Here is a 23,804-nt window from a genome sequence, read left to right on the forward strand (position 1 = left end):
TTCCAAAAGGACCTTTTACCGCAGATGGAATCAGATCGCTCAGCTGAACCTTGACCCGGAGACCCCTTTCAGCAAGTGGATTTAATTACCAATCCATTGTGCCAAAAATCATTGATTTTTGGCACACCACTTATTTTTGGCACACTCGTCTGCTGAATTTGCATGCAGAGCCTCAAAGGTGCACCGGCTCTTCTCCTGCTGTACCTGGAAACTGGTAATCACTCCGGTTGATTACGCTTTCAAAAGAGATGTATTGGCGATTTTTAAAGAAAAATCGCAGATACGTCTGGTTCTTTGTACCCATTTTCAGGCTTCAGTGTGAAATTTCCCTAATTTGACGCTCGTTTGACCACGTTGTTACCTGACACCATAAACGTGACCCCGGTATTTTGAAACAATCAAAATGTCCCTGCTTTTACATGTTTACAGTCTAAAAAAGCAAATAATAGGTTGTATTTAACCTATTATTTGCTATCATTGTTTTGGGAGGAAAACTAATATGACAATTAACACGAATGCGATCGTAAGCGCGACAGAAGCGAATCAGAATTTTTCCAAAGTTGCCAGGATGGCTGAAAAAAGGGGACATGTGGTAGTGTTCAAGAACAATAAGCCCAAGCTGCTTGTCATTGATTTGGATCAGGAACCTCAGATCGATATGACAGAGGATGAAAAGTTTGAGTTTGTAGCCGCCAGGATCCTTCGCGAACATCGGGCGGCATTTGAGGAGCTTGCAAAATGATAAAGTTTTCCAGAGAAAGAGTATTGCTGCTGCATCAGATCATAGGAGAAGCCACCGGCGGAAGCATAGGCGTACGCGACGAAGGGCTTTTAGATTCTGCCCTGGAAGGTATCTACGCGGGATTTGGCGGTAAAGAGTTTTATCCGACCAAAGAGGAAAAGGGCGCCCGCCTGGGTTTTTCTTTGATTTCCAACCATGCATTTGTTGATGGCAATAAGCGGATCGGGATATATGTCATGCTGGCGTTTCTCGAAATGAATGGGATACGGTTGTACTGTACGGATGACGAGCTTGTCAAAGTCGGCCTGTCCGTAGCTGAAGGTTCAATGAAATATGAGGAGTTGCTTGCGTGGGTGGTGGAACATGAAACAATATAAAAGTCACGGGTATAGTCCTTTTGTAGGTCGCGGGGACTGTGATGAAGGAATGTAGGTCACGGGGACGGTCCTTTTGTTTCCGTCCCCTTGTTTGTGCTTCTGACTGTTGGGAATCAGGGAGACAGATACAAAAGGACCGTCCCTTTGTTTCCCTTTGTTTCCTTTGTTTCTGCCTTTGTTTCTGCGGCGCTCACTGCTGCGGCGTTGTGATACTGAGCCAAGGCTGTATGGTGGAAAGGCAGTCCGATCCCCCTCAAGGTGAACCTGCCGTAAGGCAGGTAGTAGGAAGCACGCGGCGGTAGTCGTGTGAGGCTTCACTGGCCAAAAAAACATTGACCTAAAGACGGATTTATGATAATGTGATTGCAATTTAATAAAACCGTTGAGGGAGAGTGAGTAGGTGGCTTCCCTGTCATTACAGAGAACTGCGGGCGGTGAGATCGCAGTATGATATATTTCACTGAATGGACTCCTGAGGGCGCAGTCAAAAGAATTATTATTCAAAGAATTATTGCTCAAAGAATTATTATTCCCAGTATGCTGCGACGTTGCAGGCAGACGTCAATTGCCGGGGATATGTTGGTATCCCGCTAAGTGCACGGGTCAGACCGTGAAATCAAGGTGGCACCGCGGATAGTGTCTATTGCTTTTATCTATTCGTCCTTGACAGATGGTATCTATGTATCCATCTGACAGGGACTTTTTTATGTCTCCGGCGGATGGGAAAACTGTTTTTCTGCCTGCGCGGCGGGAGAGTACTGCCGCTTTAAACAGACAGGCAGGACACAGGCAGGGCTAAGGCCGGGTTATTTCTGAAAGGATTTCCGCCAGGCCTTCCAATCGTTTTTCAGGAGGAGAACAAATGATTAAGGAAGCAATCGTAAAGATCGTCAGCAAAGGTGACCTCAGCTTTGATGAAGCCTACACCGTCATGAATGAGATCATGAGCGGCAGTACGACGGCGACGCAGAACGCGGCTTTCCTGGCAGCACTTTCTACAAAGAGTGCCAGGGCGGAGACGACCGATGAGATTGCCGGATGTGCCGCCGCCATGCGGGCACATGCCACGAAGGTTGAGACCGGCATGGATCTGTTTGAAATCGTGGGAACCGGCGGAGATAACGCACGCAGTTTCAATATTTCCACGACTTCCGCCCTGGTCGCTGCCGCGGGCGGAATGAAGGTGGGCAAGCACGGCAACCGGGCGGCATCCTCCCAGTGCGGAACGGCTGACTGCCTGGAGGCGCTTGGCGTCAATATCGATCAGAGCCCTGAAAAATGCCTGGAACTGCTCAAAGAGGCCGGCATGTGCTTCTTTTTCGCCCAGAAATATCACACTTCCATGAAGTATGTCGGCGCCATCCGAAGGGAGCTCGGCTTCCGGACGGTTTTCAATATTCTGGGACCTCTCACCAATCCGGGAACACCGTCCATGCAGCTCCTGGGAGTCTATGATGACTATCTTGTGGAGCCGCTTTCCCATGTACTGGTGAGCCTTGGCATAAAGCGCGGCATGGTGGTGTATGGGATGGATAAGCTTGACGAAATCTCTATGAGTGCGCCTACGAAGGTATGTGAGATCAAGGATGGATGGTACCGGACATCCGTGATCACACCGGAGGAATTCGGCTTTATCCGGTGTACGAAAGAAGAACTGAAGGGCGGGACGCCGGAAGAGAATGCGGAGATCACACGGGCTATTCTGCGTGGAGCCCCCGGACCGAAGAGAGATGCGGTCCTGGTGAATGCGGGCGCCTCCCTCTATATCGGAGGAAAAGCGGACAGCATGAAGGAAGGCGTTGCCCTGGCAGCACAGCTGATTGATTCGGGGAAGGCCATGGAAACGCTCGAGAAACTGATCGAGGTCAGCAACAGGCCGGAGAAATTATGTAGTTAGAAAAAAGCAGTTATGGAGATTTAGTATGACAATACTGGATACGATAGCGAGATATGCCAGAGTGAGAATAGCAAGGGATAAGGCGTCCATCAGCTCCGGGGAGATGAGGGAGCGTGCTTTTTCCCTTGGAAGAGGGAACGGCAGAGCTTTCTCCGCAGCTCTTGCAAAGCCGGGTCTGCGTTTTATCTGCGAGATCAAAAAGGCCTCCCCCTCAAAAGGACTTATCGATCCGGTCTTTGATTACAGGAAGACTGCATCGGAGTACGAGTCGGCGGGAGCAGACGCAGTTTCTGTTCTGACTGAGCCCAGGTGGTTCCAGGGCTCTGACGAGATCTTCCGGAATGTCCGCAGCCTGATCCGGACACCTATGCTCCGCAAGGATTTTGTGGTGGACGATTACCAGATCTACCAGGCCAGATGTCTGGGAGCGGATTGTATCCTTCTGATCTGTGCCCTACTTGATACGGAGACGATCCGAAGTTATCTTGGCATATGTGAGAAACTCGGGCTGGCAGCCCTGGTGGAGGCGCATGATGAAGAAGAGATCCGGTCCGCGGTCAGGGCAGGCGCCGGGATTATAGGTGTAAACAACAGGAACCTGAAGGATTTTTCTGTAGACCTGAGGAATGCCTCGCGTCTGCGGGACCTGATCCCTCGGGATGTCCTGTATGTGGCGGAAAGCGGCGTAAAGACAGCCGGCGATGTCCGTAAGCTGTACCAGACCGGAGCTGATGCCGTTCTGGTGGGGGAAGCCCTGATGCGCTCACCGGATAAACAGCGGCTCCTCGATGATTTCCGGGAGGCGGCCCGATGACAAAAATAAAGATCTGCGGTCTGTTCCGTGAACAGGATATCGAATATGTGAATGAAGCGCTGCCGGATTATGCCGGATTTATCCTGCATTTTCCCAAAAGCCACCGCAATATTGACCTTGGAAAAGCGAAGGCTCTGAGAGACCGTCTGGTCCCGGAGATCCGGCCTGTCTGTGTATTCGTAGACCAGCCTCTGGAGACCGTGATCCGGTCTGCAGAATACATTCAGCCGGATATCCTGCAGCTTCACGGCAGTGAAAGCAACAAGTACATTGAAGAATTGAAAGAAAAAACAGGATTGACTGTCTGGAAAGCATTCCGGGTCAGAAACAGCGCATCGATGACGGAGGCTATGGAATCCAGTGCGGATCTGGTTCTTTTGGACAACGGTTACGGCACCGGGGAAGTTTTTGACTGGTCAAAGGTGGAATCGTTACTTTTCAGACCGGCACGAAATTCGAGGCGTTTTTCGCGGGTTTTTCGCGAAAAATCCGAGTGGAACGGCGTTCGCCCCATTCGCGAAGCGAATTCAGCATGGGCGAACGCAAGTTACTGTCACGCCCCTCGAGGGGGCGTGGACAGTAACGCGGAATCCTTCCGGCGTCCTTTCATTCTCGCAGGCGGCCTGACCCCGGGGAATATCCCGGATGCTGTTTTAAGGCTGTGTCCAGCAGCAGTTGACATCTCCTCCGGGGTTGAGACAAACCGTCAGAAGGACAGGGACAAAGTGCTCGCGGCAGTCCGGGCAGCCCGTTCCTGCTGACCGGATTAAAATGAAGGCATGGCAGGCGGCAAGGCCCGACCGGGCAGCCCGCTCCTGCTGACCGGATACTGACCTGATGTATCTGATGTACATGATAGAAAACCCGGTTCGGGATCTTCCATGGGGAAGACCCTGAACCGGGTTTTTTACAGCAGAATGATCAACAGCAGGATGATTAGCAGCAGGATGATCAACAGCAGGATCATCAGCATCAGAACCATCAGCATCAGAACCATCAATAACCGGAATCTACGATTTCCCATCCACCGTTTTCAGTGCGCCCGAGCCACCACTGGTAATCGGTGTATTCAGTGTCAGGCGTCAAGGGAGAGAGACCACTCTCGACCGGGCTGTGAAAGCTGCCCAGGAATTCGGCGACCTGTGTGTATTTTTCTGTTACGCCTTCATGGGAATTCAGCCATGCGATGTTTTCTTCGGTGCAGCACTCATCACCGGCATAGCGCAGGCTGTGGAGCTCACAGCCCTTCCAGGAGGCAAAGTTGCATTTGATCTGGATGTCGGCCTCTTCCAGGTCCTCCTGACTGTAGAGTTCGGAAGTGCCGTAGTCGATGTCCACATCTGTCTCATTGACATCTCCGAGGTAACCCTCCAGGGTCACGCCGGTCGACATGATCTCTCTTGCGATATCTACATTGTCCAAATACCGGATGTGCCAGGGCTCATAGCCATAGCCGGTGAGATGCTCCTTGCCCTCCAGAGCGCGGAGGACAAAGCCGTAGTCGGCAATCTTCGCATGGATTTTCTCCCAGATTTCTGGATACTGGATCATATCTTCGTTTTCAAAAACGTCAACGCCGTCGATAATGAGATACAGATCCAGCGCCAGTCCGGTGTGGTGTTCGGAGAAGCCCGGAGTCGCAACTGTCTTTGCGGCATAGTCCGCACCGTATTTTTTTGTAAAGTCGTCCATGATCCTCTGCTGATCAGCGACACTGCGGCGGCCGGAATCAAGATCCACGTACACACCTTCCTTTTCCAGGTCTTCCTTCAGGCGCAGGTAGGCATCATAGGTTTTCTTTTCCACCTCTACATCATCGCCCAGGGAATTTGTCGTATGGACTGTCTCAAGCGCGTCCTCCCAGCCCTCAGGCAGGGGATGAATCTTGTTGACCAGCACGAGATAGTCTATGCTCTCTGCGGTAGTCTGTGCGCTGTCCGTGGCAGCAGTGGCAGCAGTTTCAGGAGCCTCCTCAGTGGAGAAGGCAGCGGCTCCCGCAGTCGAAAACTCAGTAGCTGCTGCGGTCGAAAAGGCAGCGGCGTCAGCGGAAAGAGTCGCAGAAGCTTCCTCAGCGGCAGCAACAGAGAGATCTGCAGAAGCATCATCAGAATCTTCAACAGAATCCGCAGCGGAAACGTCTGCTGGAGCTTCCGTTTCTTTTTCTGTATCTGCGGCAGGAGCAGCGGTTCCGGAAGAACAAGCCGCAAGCGCAAATACCATACCAGCCGCAACGATCAGGCTGCAGCATTTTTTCCATGTTTTTTTCATAACTTTTTCCCTCGCTTGTTTTGTTGTTTTGATATTGTGATTTTTTTAAAAACCCCACAAACACAAGTGCCGATACTATAATATCTTAGAATTCATCAGAATGGGAACGGTTTCGTATTATTTTAAATTGTTTTCACAAAGCACCGGCTGTTATCACAGAGTATTGGTTATTTTACGCTGGTCGCTTTTCTTCTTCACCAGCATAGGTGACCTTGGACTTCCGGAGCCGGAATATCGCTTTACTCTTTCCTCGGCATAAGTGACCTTGTGCTTTCGGAGCTGCTGCATTGTTAAAAAGGATGACTACATGTATGTATTATTGCTAAAGCTTTCAGGCAGGCCTGTACAGATCAGGAAATTTTTCTTTGATTGACAGCTGACTGAATTTCGAGTTATTTTGCATAGCCTTTCTGCATAATGTATAATAAGAATCTGGAATCTATGGATTTGTAAACGATGGCAAAACAGTCTGCAGACCTTCGGACATTTCACGTCATGAACCTGCGGACGGTACTATTTCGGAGAGAATTGAAACCCGTAATAATTTCCTGACTCAGATTGATTCCGAAAAAACAAAAGAACACAGTTGTAAGATAGAAAGAAACCAGCAGCCATATAAATCGAATTCGAGTTTTAACGAGTACAGCACCATCTTTAACATGCATTGGCTTGCGGTAATCTGCCAGAAGGAGATACCATCATGAACGCAAAGCGCGGCTTCGTCCCGGAGGACGAGAGAAACTTCTCTCTTCCTGCATTGGAAAATATGAAGACTGCCTCCCGTCACGTCTGTTATCTCCTGAATGAGGGATATGACCTGAAACAGGCTGTCACCTTTGTGGGCAATCACTACCTTCTCTCGGAACGCCAACGACTTGCGATCATGCGGAGTGTTGCCACGCAGACACAGATTGAAAACAGAAAAGAAAAACAGGTGCCGCTCACTTCATTGTCCGGCAGAGAAGTCTGGATCGACGGCTTTAATACGATCATCACTCTGGAAGTTCTGCTGAGTGATTCTATTCTCTTTGCCTGCATGGACGGCACGATCAGGGACCTGGCTGCTCTTCGCGGCACCTACAGACTGATTCCGGAGACTGAAGCTGCGATCCGTATGCTGTTCGACATTCTCCGGGAGGCAGGAGTAAGCAGAGTAAATATCCTGCTCGACCAGCCTGTCTCAAATTCCGGACGTCTGAAAACCTGTATGGCTGACCTTGGCGAAGAATACCCCTTTATACTGGACATCCGGATCCTCAGGGATGTCGACCGGGAATTATACGGGAAAGAAAACGTGGTCACATCCGATTCCATCATACTGGATCATTGCATAAGCTGGGTCAATTTGACACCGGAATGCCTGGAGCGGCAGGGAAAAGACACTATTCAAGTCTGGTAAAAAACAGGGCGGACCAGGGGAAGGGGCTGGTTCCCAAGCCCGCTCAGAACAGCCTAAGCTGCGGATCGATCCAGCTCTTTTGTTTCGCCTCATGAACTTTGTCTTCCGGACGGAGCCTCCCCACGAGGAGCGGAGAGGAAGGGTCGTGCCTGAGCATATTATTCTTTACAGTCGTGATATCTGCGTTCGCGTAGCAGTATCGGCACAGGTGCCCGCAGGTGTTGTATTGACCTATATCATTTGTGATGTAACAGGTGCATTCCTTCCGATTGCCGGGATTGGGCGGCAGGGTCAGGTTCTGCCCTACTGCGGCCTCGAAGGTCTTCAGTGTCATGCAGCCGGATAAGTCCGCGCCTGCAGAGGCCAGCCGCGGATCTTCCCCGCAGGGCTTGATGATCATTTGATGCCGGGCCGCAATCTTTACAAGGGCTTTTGTGAGGTGCATCTGAACATCAAACGGTACTGTCCTTGCCTCAGGGAAATTCCTCCATACTTTTTCATAAAGGTCGATAAAGCTGATGACACAAGTATATGTCCGGCCTTCCAGTTTTTCACACATGGAGGAAAAAGCATCGATATGACGGCTGACAGTCCATTCCTGATCGACAAGGATCGGGTCATACCGCCAGCACATGCGCTCCGGACCGACGATTTTCGAGAGACTGCAGAAGGTGTCTATAACCAGCTCTTTTTCTGGAACGTTGGGTTCGATGTCCCTGCCGTAGGGTGTGATCGTGATAAACCAGTACTGTTTGTACGGCTTTAAGAGACTCATATAGGGAAGCATTGGCCCGGGATTCTTGGAGCAGAATACGATCAGGTCGACGATGGATGGATCGAACCGGTATTTTGTTACCTGGACAGGATTGAAAGGATTTCGCACGAGCACATAGCCTTCCCGCAGACGGTTGGCGAACCATTCCGGATAGAAGGCGGGGATATCTGTGCGGTTTCCAGTCTGGATGATCATCACGGTGTCTCTCTTTCTTACGACAGTCTTACAAAAATATATTGTAGCATGTTTTGCGGCACGAATCTGTTCGTGAAGGAGGATATACAGAACGAATCTGTTCGTGAAGGAGGATATACAGAACGAATCTGCTCGTGAAGGAGGATACACAGCACGAATCTGTTCGTGGAGGAGGATATGGATGAAACTGAAAAATGTGCTGATCGTTGTAAAGGACATAGAGCGGTCGAGAGACTTTTATCATGACGTCTTCGGGCTTGATCTTCTGCTCGACAACGACGGGAACATGATCCTTACAGAAGGCCTCGTGCTGCAGGATGAGAAGATCTGGAAAAAGTTCCTGGACAGGGAAATTACTCCGGAGAACAACTGCAGTGAGTTGTATTTTGAGGAGCCCGATATCGAGGGATTTGTGGAACAACTGGAGAAAAAATATCCGGAAGTGCGCTATGTGAACAGGCTGATGACCCACAGCTGGGGTCAAAAGGTCGTCCGCTTTTACGACCCGGACGGCAATCTGATCGAAGTTGGAACCCCGACGTAGGGGTATTGTGGAATTCGTTCCCCGGTCACTCCTGGTCCACATGCTCGCTTTTGATATTTACGCGGGGACAAACCATGGTAAAATGGAGTTCAGGGAACAGGAAGAGCTTTAAAAAAGCAGGAGGTAAATAAGAATGAACGACGTAATCAAAGCCATGAAAGAACGCAGGAGCATCCGCAGCTTTAAGCCTGATATGCCGGCGGAGGCGGATATCGAGCAGATCCTGGAAGCGGGTCTGTACGCGCCCAGCGGTATGGGAAAACAGAGCGTGATCACTGTTGCAGTGACAAACAAAGAGATCAGGGATAAACTTGCAGCGGACAACTGCAGGATCGGCGGCTGGAAGGAAGGATTTGATCCTTTCTATGGGGCGCCTGTCATCCTGATCGTTCTTGCAAAGAAAGGCAGCTTCACATGCGTTTATGATGGCAGCCTTGTGATGGGCAACCTGATGCTGGCGGCACATTCTCTTGGTCTCGGGAGCATCTGGATCCACCGTGCCAAAGAGGAATTCGAGATGGAGGAATACAAAAAACTCCTCGCGGATCTCGGTGTCGAGGGCGAGTGGGAAGGTATCGGACACTGTGCAGTCGGTTATGTCAACGGAGATCAGCCGGAGGCGGCACCGCGCGCCAAAAACAGGCTTTTCTATGTGAGATAAAAAGACTGAGTAAGAGATAGTAATTGAAGTATTTGAAAGGGGATGGTTCTGTTGTCAGGGTTTACCAGACCAGAGAGCCATCCCTTTGTTTGTTACATATTTTTCCGGTTTTTATATTTCCCCGGTTTTTATATTTCTCCGGCTTTTCATATTCTTCCGGCTTTCCATGTATTTCCGGCTCTCCCTGGTTTGCCGGCCTACATGATCTTTCGGGTTTCTACGAGGGTGTCTTTCGCAGGAAGGAGAAAATACAGGCGGTTTTCTCTTTCAACATAGGAATACTCCGCCTTTGATGTCGTGCCCTTGAGGATCCTGACAGACAGAAGGTCATCATCCTTGAGGGGGTCAAATTCATCTCCCTGATAGCAGATGGAAACGGCGGGGCTTTGCCCGGCATCTCCGCATTCGACTGTGAACCGGACCGGGAAAGCAGTTTCGCGCGTCTGCAGCAGTTCAAAAACAGCTTCTTCAAAAATGCGGGTCACGAGATTGACAGTCCGGATGCCCATTGACTGTTTGTGGCAGAAAGCGGCCAGTTCCGCAATGGTCTTCGCGTAATCGATCTGAGGATGTTGAAATACGATCTCACAGGTTTTCAGCCGATTGACAAAGATGCGCGTCTTTTCCTTTTCAGGGTGATGGAAGATTTGTTCCGGGTTTCCTTCTTCATAGATCCTTCCGTCAGACATGAAAAAAACTCTGCTGCTGACATTTTCGGCAAAACGCATCTCATGGGTCACGATCAGCATGGTGTATCCTCTTGAAGCCAGGTCGCGGATCACGGAGTGGACTTCGTCGACCATGGCGGGATCCAGGGCAGAGGTCGGTTCATCCAGAAGGAGCAGGTCGGGATCCATGCAGAGGGTACGTGCAATGGCTACGCGCTGTTTCTGACCGCCGGACAATTCGTCCGGATAGTTGTTTTCACGGCCGGCAAGGCCGACTGTCTCCAGCATGGACCTGGCTTTTGCCTCCGCCTCCTTTCTCCCGAGACCCTTGAGCGTTATGGGGCAGACGGTCAGATTTTCGAGGACAGTCATATTGGAAAACAGGTTGAAGGATTGAAAGACCATTCCGATCTTCCTGCGGGTTTCCCGAAGCTGTTTCCTGTTGTCGCTCATAAGGGTTCCGGAAAAATACACCTCTCCGCTGTCGGGAATCTCCAGACGGTTGATGCATCTGAGGAAGGTGCTTTTCCCCGTGCCGGAGGGACCGATCACAGAGATCACTTCACCGCTTTCAACCGTACAGTTCACGTCCTGCAGAGGGGCAAGATCTCCGTATTTTTTTGCGAGATGCTTTATCTCCAGAAGAACCTTTCTATTCTGCATATTTTTTCCCCTTTTCAGGCGTTCTTTTTACTTTGGATCTCCTTCCATTCAGTTTCCTTTCAGCGATGGAAAGCAGGAGCAGGACAAGGCGGCAGATCAGAAAATAGATCAGGGCTGTAAAGACCAGGGAGAAAAAGGCTTCATAGGTCCGGGCCCGGATGATGTCCGAAGCCTTGGTAAGGTCCTGTACAGCAATGTAACCCACCACGGAGGTGGCTTTGATCAGATTGACGACCTGGGTCTTGTAGACGCCGAAGATGTTCTGTACCGCCTGAGGAAAAATGATCAGGCGGTGGATCTGGAAGGGGCTCATCCCCATAGATTCCGCAGCTTCGATTTCGCCCTTTTCCACGCTTCGTATCCCGCTGTCGAGGGTCACGGCGCCCCGGCAGCCGAAATCTGTGGCAAAGGCAATGATCGCCACGATCATCTCCGGGAGACCCGTTCTGGCAAATATCACATAGAAGCAGATCATCAGGAAGAGGACAATGGGCATACCGTTGACCAGTTCAATAACAGATTTCATGAACAGGGAGACTGCCCTGAACCGGCTTCCTGCTGCCGCACAGAAGAGACAGGCCAGGATCGTTCCCAGGACCAGAGAGCAGCAGGAGAGTAGGAGTGTGACCCGCAGCCCGTCCAGGATCAGCTTCCAGCGGGATTCACGAATAAAGGTCTTTTCGAAATTTACCCGCATTGTGTCGAGAAAAGTGGATGAAGGGCCGGCATTTTGGGCCAGCACCATCATTTCAGTCGGTACTTCATGGATGGCGGGAAAAACGAAATCTGCCTGTTCGGCTCTTTCTTCTGTATAGAAAAAACCGCCGTCCGTCATATCGATCCGGCCGAATTCCGCATCGGAGAGCTGAGAGGTCGTATCTTCTACACGGAAATCCACGGCATAGCCATACTCAAGGGCAAAGGTCCTGACGAGCTCAACACACATACCGATCAGCTCATCTCCCTGATAAAAGGAATAGGGCACTATTGTTCCCTGTGTCCCGGTAGTGATGACTGCCCTGGGCTGCTGCGCTTCGGGAATGTCCGGCATTACATACCCGTTTCCGGAAGTCCAGCGGTCATACAGGTCGTCCAGATAGCCTTGTTCCTTTTTGGCCTCCATAAATTCTGTCACTTCACTGTGGAGCGATTTGATCTTTGTTTTAGGGGAAACGGTCATACAGATTTCGTCTGTCCCGACCGGTGTCTTCAGTATATAGAGTTTGTCCGGTTTTTCACGCTGCGCGTTTTCCAGGACGATCCCGTTGTAGACAATGGCATCGACCTGCCCCCGCTCCAGCCCCAGGATCAGTTCCGTCGGTCCTTTATAGCTTTTGATCTCTGCCTTATGGAAAAGCTTTCTGACCAGAGTTTCCGACCCGGCTCCGGTTACGATACCAATCGTGTTTTCCGGCCTGTCCATCTCCAGGGGGTCTTCAGTGTGGAAGGGAGCCTGTCCGGAGACCGATGGTATTACTGCCCGGGCTTTTACCCGGCAGAACACAGAGGCAGCCAGGACAAGAGCGGTCAAAAGCAGGTATAGCCGGATAATGATTCTTTTATTCATTTTTTGAACCTCTTTCCTGCCCCGTCTGCCGGAGAGTATGAGCGAGTCTTCAACTACAAGTCAGTTATACACATGAACAAGTCAGTTCTACACATGGCAGCGATTTTCTGAACAGATCTGAACAGATCTGTTCAGAATGGAGAAGCTGCTTGATCCTTGTCCCGTGTTTAAAAGGAAAGGTTATGGAAGCTGTACATAGGCTTTATCAAAAGCGTTCCGGAGGCTCTCCCTGAGAGAGTCTGCCTTTGCCTTGTCCTTGCTCTTTTCAGCCATGTGCGTAAACAGCTCGAATTTGCTCTGCGCGTTCCTGACAGTCGGATGGGTTCCGGCCAGGCGCGCTTTTTTATTCAGATCCTCCGGGATCAGCTTCAGACTGTCGAGCGCCATGTCCACGGAGAGGTCCAGAAGCTGGCCGCTGATGTCCGTGTCCGAATCCATCCCCATGGAGAGGATCTGGGGAACAAAACCAAGAGTGGAAGCAGTGTACCAGCCGCCGTCAAAGTCGTTTGGATTTTCTTTCAAGTCCGTAACCCGGGTGTTGATCTTGTTCGTCAGATAGGCGATCACCAGATTGCGCTGCAGGTCGATCATGACAAGGGTGCCGGTCCATCCCTGGTGGCCTATGGTGTTTGAGCCGGCCTGTGAGCCGAAATACCAGATCCTCTGACCGTCGCCCTGACGCCACCAGCCAAGTCCCCAGTTCGCCGCGTTCTCCATCTTGGGCGCCGTGAACAGATCGATCACGTTCTGTGAGAAATAGCGGTTCCCGCCGTATCCGCCGCTGAGCATGACGGAGGCAAGCTTTGCCACATCCGATGCGCTCGCGAACAGGCCTGCATGGCCGGATACTCCATCCATGCTGTAAAATGCCTTCTCGTCATGTACCTCTCCCTGGAGGATATAAGTCCGGTAGCCCGGGAAATCCAGAAGGTGGTCACGGGTGTTTCCGTTCAGTTCAGTGGCCGCGCAGTCATCTTTGGCAAAGCCGTTTCTCAGAGGATTGTAGGTGATATGTGTCAGACCCATCGGATCCCAGAAAGTCTTTTTGAGCCAGGTGTCCAGTTTTTCGCCTGTGGTCTTTTCGACAACGAGACCGAGGATCATGTAATCCAGATCGGAATACACGGTCTTTGTGCCGGGTTCATACCACAGAGGAGTCCTGCAGATCATGTCGACCGTTGCCTTCGTGGTTTCTTTCCCGGGGTTATTGCCGGCAAAAAGCGGGTTCTCCGGGTAGCTCTCACCCTCCGGTACCTCATCATCGTAAAGAAAAGGTGCACTGTATTTAGGATCCGGAGGGAAGCCGCCCTGATGACGGAGCAGATCCCTGATCGTCAGTTCCTTTTTCCATTTCTTGATCTGCTTGAGGTCTGCTTCCGGATATTGTCCCTTCTCATTGGGCACATAGAGGGTTTCCTTTACAAACTCTTTCCCCAGAAAATCCGTGATCTTTGCGTCCAGACTGACCTTCCCGTCCGTCACGAGCTTCTGCAGAGCATAGTTGACGGAAAACATCTTCGTCAGGGAGGCAAGATCATAGAGAGTCTCTGTTGTCACTTCCGGACTTTCCGTGTCCGGACTCCCGTCCTGCAGATAGCTGTTGGTCTTTCCCCAGGCATTCTCATAGACCAGCCTTCCGTTGCGGATGACTGCAAGCTGGGCGCTGGTGAAGCCGTGGCTGACGTCTGTCTCGATCAGGTCCGAGACCATCTCCAGGGCCTGGGCGGAGAAGCCCTCCTCTTCCGCTGTACCCGGAAGGACCTCCGGATAAGGGACGCACAGGGTCACGGTCGCGTCTGTGACATTGGGGGTGATCCCCGAGATCTGGACCGTGTTTTCTCCGTCTCTGGTCAGAGAGGAGATATCCAGATCGTATTTTTTCCCGCCGGTCAATTCAGCGGTGTCGACAAGGACCTCGTTGACATAGAGACGGAATCCCGTGACTTTCTTCGAGGGGCCCAGGCGCAGTGACCCCTGCCCGTGAAAGCCCAAAAAGCTGTACATATGATTCATGGCCAGGGTATCGTCCACATAGCCTTTCCAGTAGGGATAGGTCACTTCTTCCTTTCCGTAGGGCTCCTTAGAGGGAGAAACCTCCTGAACAGCTACTTTAATGCCGTTTTCTCCGGCAGCCTTCGAACCCTCTTTCTTTTCGGTACATGCTGTCACGGCCAGAATCAGGAGTAAGCAGATAAGAACTGCGCATATCCTTTTTTTATACTGTCTGAACATGATCATATCCGGGACCTCCTTCTTTAATGTTTCTATTATTATGCTTCCATTATGCTTGAAATAATCTCTGGTTTACAGTGGGATGCCGTAAAGACTTTCTGAGTCTTTTTTTATCAATGTCACTCAAAATCATAATATAAGCCAGACAAAAGAACAAGAAGCTGGCGTTCAGACTGTCACGAAACTCGATGCAGCCCGGTGTACCATTACGTGGTTTCCAACGCAAAATCCGATTGGACAACAATGTGTAATGAACAGGAGAATAAGGGCTCTTCCACGGGATTCTCCACTTGATTAATGCGGGGAATTCCCATATAATCTGAGCCATTGGAGTCAGAAGATTTCCGCAAGTCAGGGAGTTTGTAGAGGAGAAACGGTTGGAGAAATTCACGATAGAGATTGCCGGGATACCTGTCCTGATCAGGTGCCGGTACAGTGTCAACAGAGATTTCCTGAGGGATTATTTGAGTGAAAAAGAGCCGGTGTGCACTATTGAACCGTCTGCCGAAGACCTGGTCCGGATGCAGTCGGACTTTGACCGGATGAACGAAGCTGAGGGATTTCCCGCCCGCCGGAGGTCGGACGAGTTTCTGGAAAATAATGCTATCCATTCTCTGCTGGCGGAAAAACTCGTCGGGCACGGTGTCCTGCTGATGCATGGCTCTGCTCTGTGCATGGACGGGGAGGCCTACATTTTTACGGCAAAGAGCGGAACCGGCAAGAGTACACACACCAGGCTCTGGCGGGAGATGTTCGGGGACCGCGTCTGGATGATCAATGACGATAAGCCCATGCTGCGGATCTTCGGAGAAAAAGAGACCGGCAAAGGGGCTTGTGCAGACAGCTGCAGAGATGCGGCCGGCAATGACAGGAATGACCATGTAAATGAACGTGTCATGGTATATGGCACGCCATGGAACGGCAAACACCGCCTGAGCCGCAACGCCTGTGCACCTTTAAAAGCCATTGTCAACCTGTACAGAGATGAACAGAATCATATAGAACCGATGACGAAAGCAGATGCTTTTCCGGAACTGATGAAGCGGGCCTTTTTCTCTCAAAATCCATCCACGATGGCGGGGATCATGATTCTGGAGAAAAAGATTCTGAACGCCGTAGATTTCTATACTCTGGGCTGCAATATGGAGCCGGAAGCGGCGCGGACGGCCTGGGAGGGGATGAATGGGCTCCTTGCAAAAGGTTCATTGTAAAAGGCTCATTGCAAAAGGCCCATTACAAAAGGTTTTTTACAAAAGGAGATTTGATATGAAACTGAAATCGGATTTTATCACTCAGGAGATCGATGACACCCAGTTCCTGGTGCCTGTAGGCGCGGAGTCCTTCAGCGGTATCGTGCGCAGCAATAAGACGGCGGCCTTTATCGTGGACTGCCTGAAAGAGGAGACCACAGAGGAAGCTATCGTTGACAAAATGTGCGCGAAGTATGACGCGGACCGCGCGACGATCGCGGCCGATGTGAAGAAGATCCTGGACACTCTGAGAAAGATCAACGCGATCGAGGAATGAGCATGACCTTTGAAGACATCCTTGCCCGGGACGGGAAGCTGGTTTACAAGACCAGAGGCGTGAGCATGGAACCTATGCTGCGGCAGAACAGGGACCTGGTGGTGATCCGGGTTCCTTCTTCACGTCTGAAAAAATATGATGTGGCGCTCTATAAACGGGGAGATAATTATGTCCTGCACCGGGTGGTGGGCGTCGGGGACGGCCATTATCTGATCCGGGGCGACAATACCTATACTCTGGAGATCGTGCCCGACAGCGCCGTGATCGGGGTGCTGGACGGCTTTCAGCGCAAGGGCAGGCAGATCTCCGCAGACGACAGAGGATATCAGACCTATGTCTGCCTCTGGGATACCGTCTATCCGCTTCGCCGCTGTGGGTTCAAATGCCGGAGACTGGCAGTGAGAGCTGCGCGGAAACTCGGGATCCTGCCGGTGATCAAAAAAATGATGGGAAGATCGTGAGACTGCCCGTCGCGAACCAGATGACTACGGAAGAATCTCCGGACTGAAAGATTTCCGGACTGAAAAATTTCCGGACTGAAAAATTTCCGGACTGAAATTCAAAAGGGGCAATGACGAAAAAAACTGCCGGCGCCGGGCGCCGGCAGGGGAGATTTCAGGGGAAATATCATTCCACTGTAACACTTTTGGCGAGGTTTCTGGGCTTGTCCACATCGAGGCCTTTAGCGACGCTGACATAGTAGGCCATAAGCTGGAGGGAGATGATGGCGAGGCTGTTCGCGAAATGCGGGTCTGTGCGGGGAACGTAGACTGTGAAATCAGCCGTGTCTTCGACACTGTAGTAACCGTAGGAAGTGAGGCCCATGAGGTAGGCTCCGCGGCTCTTGACTTCTACCATGTTGCTGATGGTTTTTTCAAAGAGATCGGGCTGAGTGAGGGAGCCGATGACGAGGGTGCCTTCCTCCACGAGGCTGATGGTGCCGTGCTTGAGCTCGCCGGCGGCATAAGCCTCGGAGTGTACATAGCTGATCTCTTTCATCTTGAGGCTTCCCTCCATACAGATCGCGTAGTCGACTCCGCGTCCAATGAAGAAAATATCATGCGCGTGGGAGTATTTGGCGGCGAACCACTGGATACGTTCCTTATCCTCCAGGATGCGGGTGATCTGGGAGGGGATCTTTGCGATGTCCTCCAGATAGCGGGCGTACTGGTCTTCTGTGATTTTCCCGCGGACCCTGCCGAATTCTATGGCAAGGAGATAGCCGGCGATCAGCTGTGTGGAGTAGGCTTTGGTCGTCGCGACCGCGATCTCCGGTCCTGCCAGCGTATAGAGTACATTGTCCGCCTCGCGGGCAATGGAGGAGCCGATGACATTGACGATACCGAGAGTCCTGGCGCCGCGGCTCTTTGCCTCCCGCAGGGCAGCCAGAGAATCCGCAGTCTCCCCGGACTGGCTGATGACGATCACCAGCGTGTCCGCGTCAAGGATGGGCTTCCGGTACCGGAACTCGCTGGCGAGCTCCACACGGACGGGGATCCTTGCCAGATCCTCTATGACGTACTGCAGGCTGATCCCGACATGATAGGCGCTGCCACAGGCGACGATCACAATATTGTGTATTTTTTCAATGGCTTCCGGCGTTATTTCGATACCTTCAAGATCTACGTGCCCGTCCCTGACGATCGCATTGTATGTGTCCTGGACAGCCTTGGGCTGCTCATGGATCTCCTTCATCATGAAATGTTCGAAACCGCCCTTTTCCGCGGATTCCGCATCCCACTTGATCTGCGTGACCTCTTTTTCGATCTCCTCCTGGTCGATGTTATAGAAGGTGGCGGATCCGGCACCCAGCCGGGCAATCTCGAGATTGCCGATGTAGTATACATTCCGGGTATACTTTAAAAGCGCGGGGACATCCGAGGCCACATAGGTATCAGTTCCGTCTACACCGATGATCAGGGGGCTGTCCTTGCGCGCGACATAGAGCTCGCCCGGGTACTCCTTGAACATGAAGGCGAGGGCATAGGATCCCCGGACACGCATCATAGTCCGGACAATGGCGTCGATCGGCCCCTTGTTGTATTTGCGCAGATAATAATCGACCGTTTTGATCGCGACTTCGGTATCTGTCTGCGAATGGAAGGAGTAACCCTTTCGGACCAGCTTGTCCCGAAGCTCCTGATAGTTTTCGATAATGCCGTTGTGAACGCCGATGATCGACCGGTCATCTGTGCAGTGCGGGTGTGCGTTGCCCTCCGAGGGCTCTCCGTGAGTCGCCCAGCGGGTGTGCCCGATGCCGCAGTTCCCGGGCAGGCTCAGACCGTCATCGGTCTTTTCCGCCAGGATCTTGAGACGTCCCTTTGCTTTGACGATGACAGGCTCCGCTTCGCCGTCCCGCACAGCGAGCCCCGCGGAATCATACCCGCGGTATTCCAGCTTCGACAGCCCTTCCAGAAGGATGGGCGCCGCCTGTCTGTTTCCAATATATCCGACAATTCCACACATATTTTTACCTCTGTCTTTAACCTCTGTATTATTCCTCTGTTACTTTTATGCTTCCTGATCGATAGTATTGATCGATAGTATTCTTTTTTATGTTTCCTGACCGGGAGTATACCCTTGTCTTAGCGTTTCCTGACCGGTATTTCGGGCTGCAGGTACTCAGGGTGATAAAAAAGAAAGGCATCAGGAAACAGGGCAGGATTCCCCCCCTGATTCCAGACGCCTTTGCCTGAATTTATGGATGAAAAAAAGATAATTTTTGTACTTCAGGAAATGAGTATAGCACAGGCCGGCAGTTCAGGCAAGCGTAATGAAGGGAGACAAAAATCTGTAGCCGTCCCCTGCTACAGTACACGCCCTATCGAGGGCGTGTACTGTAGCTTGCGAAAATCCCATTCCAAATCGCTTCGCGATGGGATTTTCGCCGTAAAACTCGGGTTTTTCGCGAAAAAGCCGCGAAAAACGCCTCGAGTTTCGAGCCGGTCTGTACTGTAGCCGTCCCCTTTCTCTCCGCAGCCGTAAGACAGAAGCAGATCACTCTTCTGAAAACTATGGCACAGTTTTTGCTTTATATTTTGACATAAGAAGGAAACCGTATGGCTCGAGTGGACGGAAAAACAAAGATCCATATTAACCGTACGATCAAGATTCGACTATGTGCGATCAGATGGAGGGTTTGCTTGAGAAGAGCCGAATTCTATAAGCGTATATTTGATGAAATGCTGCGCCTGTCTGATGACGGGTTTATCGTTGTGGACAACCACGCCATCGTCACGGACATCAATGAACTCTACAGCAGGTTCCTGGGGAAACCGAGAGAGGAGATCATAGGAAAGCCCATCACGAATGTCATACCCAACAGCAAGATGCCGGACATCATGAAAAACCAGTACCGGGAGGACCTGGCGCTGCACAAGTATGTCCCGGGATATGTGAAGGATGCCAAAAATGATTTCGTTCTGGTCAGCCGGACATTCGTCAAGGATTCCAGGGGCAATGTCATCGGAGGTGTGGCCCAGGTCCATTTCCGTGAGCAGTCCATACAGTCGGCCAGACGCATGCTTAAGGAATACAACGAACTGGAATTTCTGCGTGAGCAGTACGAACAGTTCAATGAATCCAGACCCGGTTTCAATGATATCATTGGAAAAAGCGATATCATTCAGGAAAAAAAGCGGCTGGCTATCCAGGCTTCCAGAACCGATTTTTCAGTTCTGATCACCGGAGAGAGCGGCACCGGAAAGGAAGTATTCGCCAGGGCGATCCATTACACGGGGGCGCGCAACCACCGCCCCTTTGTCAGCGTCAACTGCGCTGCGATTCCGAGTGAACTGCTGGAATCGGAACTCTTCGGTTATGAAGAGGGTGCCTTCACAGGAGCCAAAAAGGGCGGCCGCAAGGGAAAATTCATACAGGCGGACGGCGGCACGATCTTCCTGGATGAGATCGGAGATATGCCGATGGTGATGCAGGCCAAGCTGCTCCGCGTTCTGCAGGAGCGGGAGGTGGATATGGTGGGCGGCAGCACGCCTGTCCCGGTAGATATCCGCGTGATCTCCGCTACACGCAAGAACCTGGAGCAGATGATCCGTGAGGGGACCTTCCGCGAGGACCTCTACTACCGTCTGAACGTGATCAACATCAATCTGCCCCCTCTGCGCGAGAGGAGGGAGGACATCCCGCTGCTCGTGGGCTACTACATGGACAAGCTGAATCAGGAATATAAGCGGAATGTTTCGATCTCGAAAGAGGTCATGCACGCGCTCTGCGTTCATTCCTGGGACGGGAATGTCCGTGAGCTGGACAACGTGATCAAGGGCGCCTATGCGGTCTGTGACGGGCTGGAGATCGTGATGTCGGATCTGCCGGTCAAGATGGAATCCGCTCACAAAAAGCATACCGAGACTGCCATTCAGAAAACAGTGACCCAGGTGACAGAACCTGATGAGATGATAAAACTGGTGCACGAGATCGGCTCCATGAAAGCCTATCTGGAAGCTATTGAAAAAACAATGATTCTCTCGGCATACGAGAAATTCCACAGTGTCCGCAAAGCGGCGGAATATCTTGGCATGAGCATGCCGACCTATGTCAGAAAGCGGCAGGCTTATCTTAATGAAGAACAAAAGGGAGATGGCTCAGGCACTTCCTGACTGGAGACGGGGCAGCTGCTTTCCTGACAGGATTCAGCGCAGTCCGTCTTCCGGCAAAGCTCCGACAAAGATTTTAAAAACGCTCCATTATTGAAACGCTCCATTTATGAATGCTTCAATAATGGAGCGTTTTGCAATTATAACCTGAGTTATGACAGCTTTTTTTACATGAAGGGGGGACAATGGCTGCTCTGTTTTGTCTGTTTTCCACAAAAGCCAAATGGCGGGAAAGTATTGAAAAATATAAAAATTATATAAATACCACAAAGGAACCTGATATAAAAAGGTTTGGATACACCTTGTTATTTTTGGCACAGCAATTGCTTTAAAGAATATGTGGGAACCTCTCCTTTTCCAGGCTGGTCCTGTTTTGAATCCGATCCTGTTTTGAATCCGGACTTGTTTTGAATCCGGACTTGCTTTGGATCCGGGCATGGAAATCAAAGGAATGGAATGGAAAAGGAAAGAAAAGCTGCGGATCCTGCCCCGGCCGGTAAGTCCGGCCCTTCTGCAGCAGGAACAATCGTCCATCCAAGAGAGGAGGTACTAAGATGAAATTTACGGAAGTGGCAAAGACAACAGAGTTTGTGAAAGGCGAACTTGATGGAAAAGTCGCGATCCTTACTATGAATCGTCCTAAGGCAATGAATGCGCTGAATGATCAGACCCTCGGTGAGCTCGACGCTTTCTTTACAGCGATCGCTGAGGATGAGGATGTCCTGGGAGTGATCATTACCGGAAATGGAAAAGCCTTCGTCGCAGGAGCGGACATCAGCCAGATGCAGTCTTACGGGGCTGCGGAGGGCAGGAAGTATGCAGACCGCGCTCAGACTCTTTTCAACAAGATCGAATGCGTCGAGAAACCGGTCATTGCCGCGGTCAACGGATTTGCTCTGGGCGGCGGATGCGAACTCTCCATGAGCTGTGACATCAGGATCGCTTCCGAGAAGGCCGTTTTCGGACAGCCGGAAGCCAACCTCGGTCTGATCCCCTGCTTCGGGGGGACACAGAGACTTTCCAGGCTTGTCGGAACCGGGATCGCGAAAGAACTGATCTACACCTGCCGTCAGGTCAAGGCAGACGAGGCTAAGGAGATCGGTCTTGTCAATAAAGTCGTCCCTGCGGATGAGCTGCTGAACGAAGCAAAGGCCATGATGGATATGATCCTGCTGCGTTCTCCTGTGGCGATCGCCTACTGCAAAGTCGCCATCAACCGCGGCGTGGACACCGATCTGCGCAATGGCCTCGAGATCGAGAAGGACTGCGCAGCCGTCGTATTCAGTACAGAGGACAAGCAGGAAGGCGTCAACGCGTTCCTGGAGAAGAGGAAACCTGTCTTTAAAAACCGCTGATCACTTTTTGTGACACGACAGATCGCAAATTAGAAATGAGGTATACCATATGAATACTTTGGGCATTCTAGGCATTGTGCTTGCCTTTGCTTTATTGATGTTTCTCATCATGAAGAACCTCAATCTGTACCTGACTGTTTTCATTTGTGTGGCAGTCGTTATTATCCTCAACGGACTCTCTCCTTATGAAACATTCAAGGAAACCTATATGACAGGTTTCGTGGGGTTCTTCAAGAATTATTTCCTGCTGTTCCTGGCAGGTACGGTACTGGCGAAATTCATGGATATCACCAACGCGGCGAGGAGTATAGCCCAGACGATCATCAAGAGTATCGGTAAAGACTGGGCCTTCGTCTCTGTCCCGATCGCCTGCGCCATCCTTTCCTATGGCGGCGTCTCCGCCCACGTCGGCGCATTCTGCGTTTTCGCGATCGCTCTGGAAATCTGGCGTGAAGCGGATCTTCCCAGACGCGCCCTTCCCGGTACGCTCTTCTTCGGCGTCGCGACCTTTGGTATGATCGCCCCCGGCGCAGTTCAGATCCACAACGCGGTACCGGCGACCAATCTGGGAACCAGCTTCATGGCAGGAGCCGTGGTCGGCTTCATCTCCATCGCTTTCATGGGCATTGCGGGTATTGCCTATCTGAAATTCTGGCTCGACAATGCGGTAAAGAACGGTGAGCATTTTGTGGAAAGAGCGGACGATGATTTCTCTACAGATGATAATCAGGAGCTTCCCAGCTTCATCATAGCGCTGATCCCGCTCATCATCTGCATTGTCCTCGTCAATATCAAGCTCGGAGAGGCCAAGTTCCCTGTGGAAGCGGCCGTCTTCATCGCAGCCCTGTCCGCCCTGGGTCTTATGTGGAAATATATCGATAAGAGCAAAAAGCTCCAGGTCTCCTTCCAGGAAGCCCTGACGACCGCGATCATTTCCGTCAGCAACACCTGCTGCGTCGTCGGATTCGGCGCTGTCGTCTCCTCGACAGATGCTTTCCAGGACATCGTTCAGGTCATGCTCAATATCCCCGGCCCGAGGCTTCTTTCCCTGCTCATCGGAACCACCGTCATCTGCGGTATCTGCGGAAGCGCTTCCGGTGGTCTGGGCATTGCAGTCCCGATCCTGGGTCCCGTGTATACACAGATGGGAATTTCCCCTGCTATCGTCCACCGTGTCATGAGCCTTTCCTCTTCGGCACTTGACTCACTGCCCCACAACGGCGTTGTCGTCACGATCACAACCGGTCTTTGCAAAGAGACGCACCGCGACTCTTATCCTCTGACCTGTGTCCTCAGTGTCGTGATCCCGTTTATCGGCTCCCTGATCGGTGTCATTCTGTTCACCCTGTTCCCTGGTCTGCCGTGATCACCGGGTCTCTTTCGGATCCATTGGCAGGGACGCTGTCATAGAATGCCCTGCATTTTGTGATGCGCAGATCTGCCCCGGAAGACCTGGCGCAGGTTAGTGGGGCACAGCAGGGTCAAGCGAAGGCAACGGTCTGCCCCG

The 23,804-nt window shown here is 51.5% G+C and carries 20 protein-coding genes; 14 read left to right on the forward strand and 6 right to left on the reverse strand.

Going from position 1 to position 23,804, the window contains the following annotated elements; all coding sequences use genetic code 11:
* The first annotated feature begins 499 nt into the window (after positions 1–499).
* From BLT02_RS04130 to BLT02_RS17710, 5 genes are all read left to right on the forward strand, one after another.
* Positions 500–742 carry a type II toxin-antitoxin system Phd/YefM family antitoxin gene (locus tag BLT02_RS04130; RefSeq protein WP_092991875.1) on the forward strand — a complete coding sequence of 81 codons (243 nt, stop codon included), beginning with the start codon at positions 500–502 and terminating at the stop codon, positions 740–742.
* Positions 739–1,119, forward strand: a complete 381-nt coding sequence (locus tag BLT02_RS04135; RefSeq protein WP_092991877.1) for a type II toxin-antitoxin system death-on-curing family toxin — start codon at positions 739–741, stop codon at positions 1,117–1,119. Before BLT02_RS04130 ends, BLT02_RS04135 begins: the two co-directional genes overlap by 4 nt.
* An 862-nt stretch (positions 1,120–1,981) precedes the next feature.
* On the forward strand, positions 1,982–3,016 hold the full coding sequence (trpD, locus tag BLT02_RS04140) for an anthranilate phosphoribosyltransferase (protein ID WP_092991879.1): 1,035 nt from the start codon (positions 1,982–1,984) through the stop codon (positions 3,014–3,016).
* A 25-nt stretch (positions 3,017–3,041) separates the two neighbouring features.
* Positions 3,042–3,830: an indole-3-glycerol phosphate synthase TrpC gene (gene trpC / locus BLT02_RS04145; RefSeq protein WP_092991881.1), complete on the forward strand. Its 789-nt coding sequence runs from the start codon at positions 3,042–3,044 to the stop codon at positions 3,828–3,830.
* A complete protein-coding gene (locus BLT02_RS17710) occupies positions 3,827–4,591 on the forward strand; it encodes a phosphoribosylanthranilate isomerase (RefSeq protein ID WP_092991883.1) in 765 nt (254 codons plus the stop codon). Before trpC ends, BLT02_RS17710 begins: the two co-directional genes overlap by 4 nt.
* A gap of 235 nt (positions 4,592–4,826) precedes the next feature.
* On the opposite strand, the gene BLT02_RS04155 is transcribed toward BLT02_RS17710, so the two are convergent.
* Positions 4,827–6,098 (reverse strand): M15 family metallopeptidase, encoded by a 1,272-nt coding sequence (locus tag BLT02_RS04155; protein WP_092991886.1) that lies wholly within the window; start codon positions 6,096–6,098, stop codon positions 4,827–4,829.
* Positions 6,099–6,798: 700 nt separating this feature from the next.
* Between BLT02_RS04155 and BLT02_RS04160 the strand changes: the two genes are divergently transcribed.
* Entirely contained in the window at positions 6,799–7,497 is a 699-nt protein-coding gene (locus tag BLT02_RS04160) for a DUF434 domain-containing protein (RefSeq protein WP_092991888.1), read from the forward strand.
* A gap of 43 nt (positions 7,498–7,540) precedes the next feature.
* On the opposite strand, the gene BLT02_RS04165 is transcribed toward BLT02_RS04160, so the two are convergent.
* The gene (locus BLT02_RS04165; RefSeq protein ID WP_092991890.1) at positions 7,541–8,467 is read right to left on the reverse strand and encodes a DUF1848 domain-containing protein; all 927 of its coding nucleotides are present in this window, start codon (positions 8,465–8,467) and stop codon (positions 7,541–7,543) included.
* 181 nt (positions 8,468–8,648) lie between these two features.
* Between BLT02_RS04165 and BLT02_RS04170 the strand changes: the two genes are divergently transcribed.
* Together BLT02_RS04170 and BLT02_RS04175 are read left to right on the forward strand one after the other, a co-directional pair.
* Positions 8,649–9,011, forward strand: coding sequence for a VOC family protein (locus tag BLT02_RS04170; RefSeq protein ID WP_092991892.1), 363 nt, complete (start codon positions 8,649–8,651; stop codon positions 9,009–9,011).
* A gap of 133 nt (positions 9,012–9,144) precedes the next feature.
* On the forward strand, positions 9,145–9,672 hold the full coding sequence (locus tag BLT02_RS04175; protein WP_092991894.1) for a nitroreductase family protein: 528 nt from the start codon (positions 9,145–9,147) through the stop codon (positions 9,670–9,672).
* Positions 9,673–9,869: 197 nt separating this feature from the next.
* Here the strand turns inward: BLT02_RS04175 and BLT02_RS18185 are convergent, their stop codons facing one another.
* From BLT02_RS18185 to pbp4b, 3 genes are all read right to left on the reverse strand, one after another.
* The gene (locus BLT02_RS18185; protein ID WP_092991896.1) at positions 9,870–11,003 is read right to left on the reverse strand and encodes an amino acid ABC transporter ATP-binding protein; all 1,134 of its coding nucleotides are present in this window, start codon (positions 11,001–11,003) and stop codon (positions 9,870–9,872) included.
* On the reverse strand, positions 10,993–12,570 hold the full coding sequence (locus BLT02_RS04185; protein ID WP_092991898.1) for an ABC transporter substrate-binding protein/permease: 1,578 nt from the start codon (positions 12,568–12,570) through the stop codon (positions 10,993–10,995). Before BLT02_RS04185 ends, BLT02_RS18185 begins: the two co-directional genes overlap by 11 nt.
* 180 nt (positions 12,571–12,750) lie before the next feature.
* Positions 12,751–14,808, reverse strand: coding sequence for a penicillin binding protein PBP4B (gene pbp4b, locus BLT02_RS04190; RefSeq protein ID WP_092991900.1), 2,058 nt, complete (start codon positions 14,806–14,808; stop codon positions 12,751–12,753).
* A 371-nt stretch (positions 14,809–15,179) separates the two neighbouring features.
* On the opposite strand from pbp4b, the gene BLT02_RS04195 reads away from it, so the two are divergent.
* From BLT02_RS04195 to BLT02_RS04205, 3 genes are read left to right on the forward strand one after another with little or no spacing between them, the layout of a single operon-like run.
* Positions 15,180–16,013, forward strand: coding sequence for a hypothetical protein (locus BLT02_RS04195; RefSeq protein ID WP_092991902.1), 834 nt, complete (start codon positions 15,180–15,182; stop codon positions 16,011–16,013).
* A gap of 55 nt (positions 16,014–16,068) precedes the next feature.
* Positions 16,069–16,329 carry a PqqD family protein gene (locus tag BLT02_RS04200; protein WP_175453686.1) on the forward strand — a complete coding sequence of 87 codons (261 nt, stop codon included), beginning with the start codon at positions 16,069–16,071 and terminating at the stop codon, positions 16,327–16,329.
* Between the two features lie 2 nt (positions 16,330–16,331).
* Positions 16,332–16,790 carry a S24/S26 family peptidase gene (locus BLT02_RS04205; protein WP_139187410.1) on the forward strand — a complete coding sequence of 153 codons (459 nt, stop codon included), beginning with the start codon at positions 16,332–16,334 and terminating at the stop codon, positions 16,788–16,790.
* A gap of 166 nt (positions 16,791–16,956) precedes the next feature.
* Here the strand turns inward: BLT02_RS04205 and glmS are convergent, their stop codons facing one another.
* The gene (gene glmS / locus BLT02_RS04210; protein WP_092991906.1) at positions 16,957–18,795 is read right to left on the reverse strand and encodes a glutamine--fructose-6-phosphate transaminase (isomerizing); all 1,839 of its coding nucleotides are present in this window, start codon (positions 18,793–18,795) and stop codon (positions 16,957–16,959) included.
* Between the two features lie 677 nt (positions 18,796–19,472).
* On the opposite strand from glmS, the gene BLT02_RS04215 reads away from it, so the two are divergent.
* From BLT02_RS04215 to BLT02_RS04230, 3 genes are all read left to right on the forward strand, one after another.
* Entirely contained in the window at positions 19,473–20,945 is a 1,473-nt protein-coding gene (locus BLT02_RS04215) for a sigma-54 interaction domain-containing protein (protein ID WP_242869693.1), read from the forward strand.
* Positions 20,946–21,496: 551 nt separating this feature from the next.
* Entirely contained in the window at positions 21,497–22,297 is an 801-nt protein-coding gene (locus BLT02_RS04225; RefSeq protein WP_092991912.1) for an enoyl-CoA hydratase-related protein, read from the forward strand.
* A gap of 49 nt (positions 22,298–22,346) precedes the next feature.
* A complete protein-coding gene (locus BLT02_RS04230) occupies positions 22,347–23,663 on the forward strand; it encodes a GntP family permease (protein ID WP_092991914.1) in 1,317 nt (438 codons plus the stop codon).
* Positions 23,664–23,804 lie beyond the last annotated feature (141 nt).

Source organism: Sarcina sp. DSM 11001, assembly GCF_900101015.1.
Lineage (GTDB): Bacteria > Bacillota > Clostridia > Lachnospirales > Lachnospiraceae > CAG-791.

Bases quoted from the DNA above. Each gene is read 5' to 3' on its own strand.
- BLT02_RS04130 (WP_092991875.1), top strand. From the start codon at position 500: ATGACAATTAACACGAATGCGATCGTAAGCGCGACAGAAGCGAATCAG.
- BLT02_RS04135 (WP_092991877.1), top strand. From the start codon at position 739: ATGATAAAGTTTTCCAGAGAAAGAGTATTGCTGCTGCATCAGATCATA.
- trpD (WP_092991879.1), top strand. From the start codon at position 1,982: ATGATTAAGGAAGCAATCGTAAAGATCGTCAGCAAAGGTGACCTCAGC.
- trpC (WP_092991881.1), top strand. From the start codon at position 3,042: ATGACAATACTGGATACGATAGCGAGATATGCCAGAGTGAGAATAGCA.
- BLT02_RS17710 (WP_092991883.1), top strand. From the start codon at position 3,827: ATGACAAAAATAAAGATCTGCGGTCTGTTCCGTGAACAGGATATCGAA.
- BLT02_RS04155 (WP_092991886.1), bottom strand. From the start codon at position 6,098: ATGAAAAAAACATGGAAAAAATGCTGCAGCCTGATCGTTGCGGCTGGT.
- BLT02_RS04160 (WP_092991888.1), top strand. From the start codon at position 6,799: ATGAACGCAAAGCGCGGCTTCGTCCCGGAGGACGAGAGAAACTTCTCT.
- BLT02_RS04165 (WP_092991890.1), bottom strand. From the start codon at position 8,467: ATGATCATCCAGACTGGAAACCGCACAGATATCCCCGCCTTCTATCCG.
- BLT02_RS04170 (WP_092991892.1), top strand. From the start codon at position 8,649: ATGAAACTGAAAAATGTGCTGATCGTTGTAAAGGACATAGAGCGGTCG.
- BLT02_RS04175 (WP_092991894.1), top strand. From the start codon at position 9,145: ATGAACGACGTAATCAAAGCCATGAAAGAACGCAGGAGCATCCGCAGC.
- BLT02_RS18185 (WP_092991896.1), bottom strand. From the start codon at position 11,003: ATGCAGAATAGAAAGGTTCTTCTGGAGATAAAGCATCTCGCAAAAAAA.
- BLT02_RS04185 (WP_092991898.1), bottom strand. From the start codon at position 12,570: ATGAATAAAAGAATCATTATCCGGCTATACCTGCTTTTGACCGCTCTT.
- pbp4b (WP_092991900.1), bottom strand. From the start codon at position 14,808: ATGATCATGTTCAGACAGTATAAAAAAAGGATATGCGCAGTTCTTATC.
- BLT02_RS04200 (WP_175453686.1), top strand. From the start codon at position 16,069: ATGAAACTGAAATCGGATTTTATCACTCAGGAGATCGATGACACCCAG.
- BLT02_RS04205 (WP_139187410.1), top strand. From the start codon at position 16,332: ATGACCTTTGAAGACATCCTTGCCCGGGACGGGAAGCTGGTTTACAAG.
- glmS (WP_092991906.1), bottom strand. From the start codon at position 18,795: ATGTGTGGAATTGTCGGATATATTGGAAACAGACAGGCGGCGCCCATC.
- BLT02_RS04225 (WP_092991912.1), top strand. From the start codon at position 21,497: ATGAAATTTACGGAAGTGGCAAAGACAACAGAGTTTGTGAAAGGCGAA.
- BLT02_RS04230 (WP_092991914.1), top strand. From the start codon at position 22,347: ATGAATACTTTGGGCATTCTAGGCATTGTGCTTGCCTTTGCTTTATTG.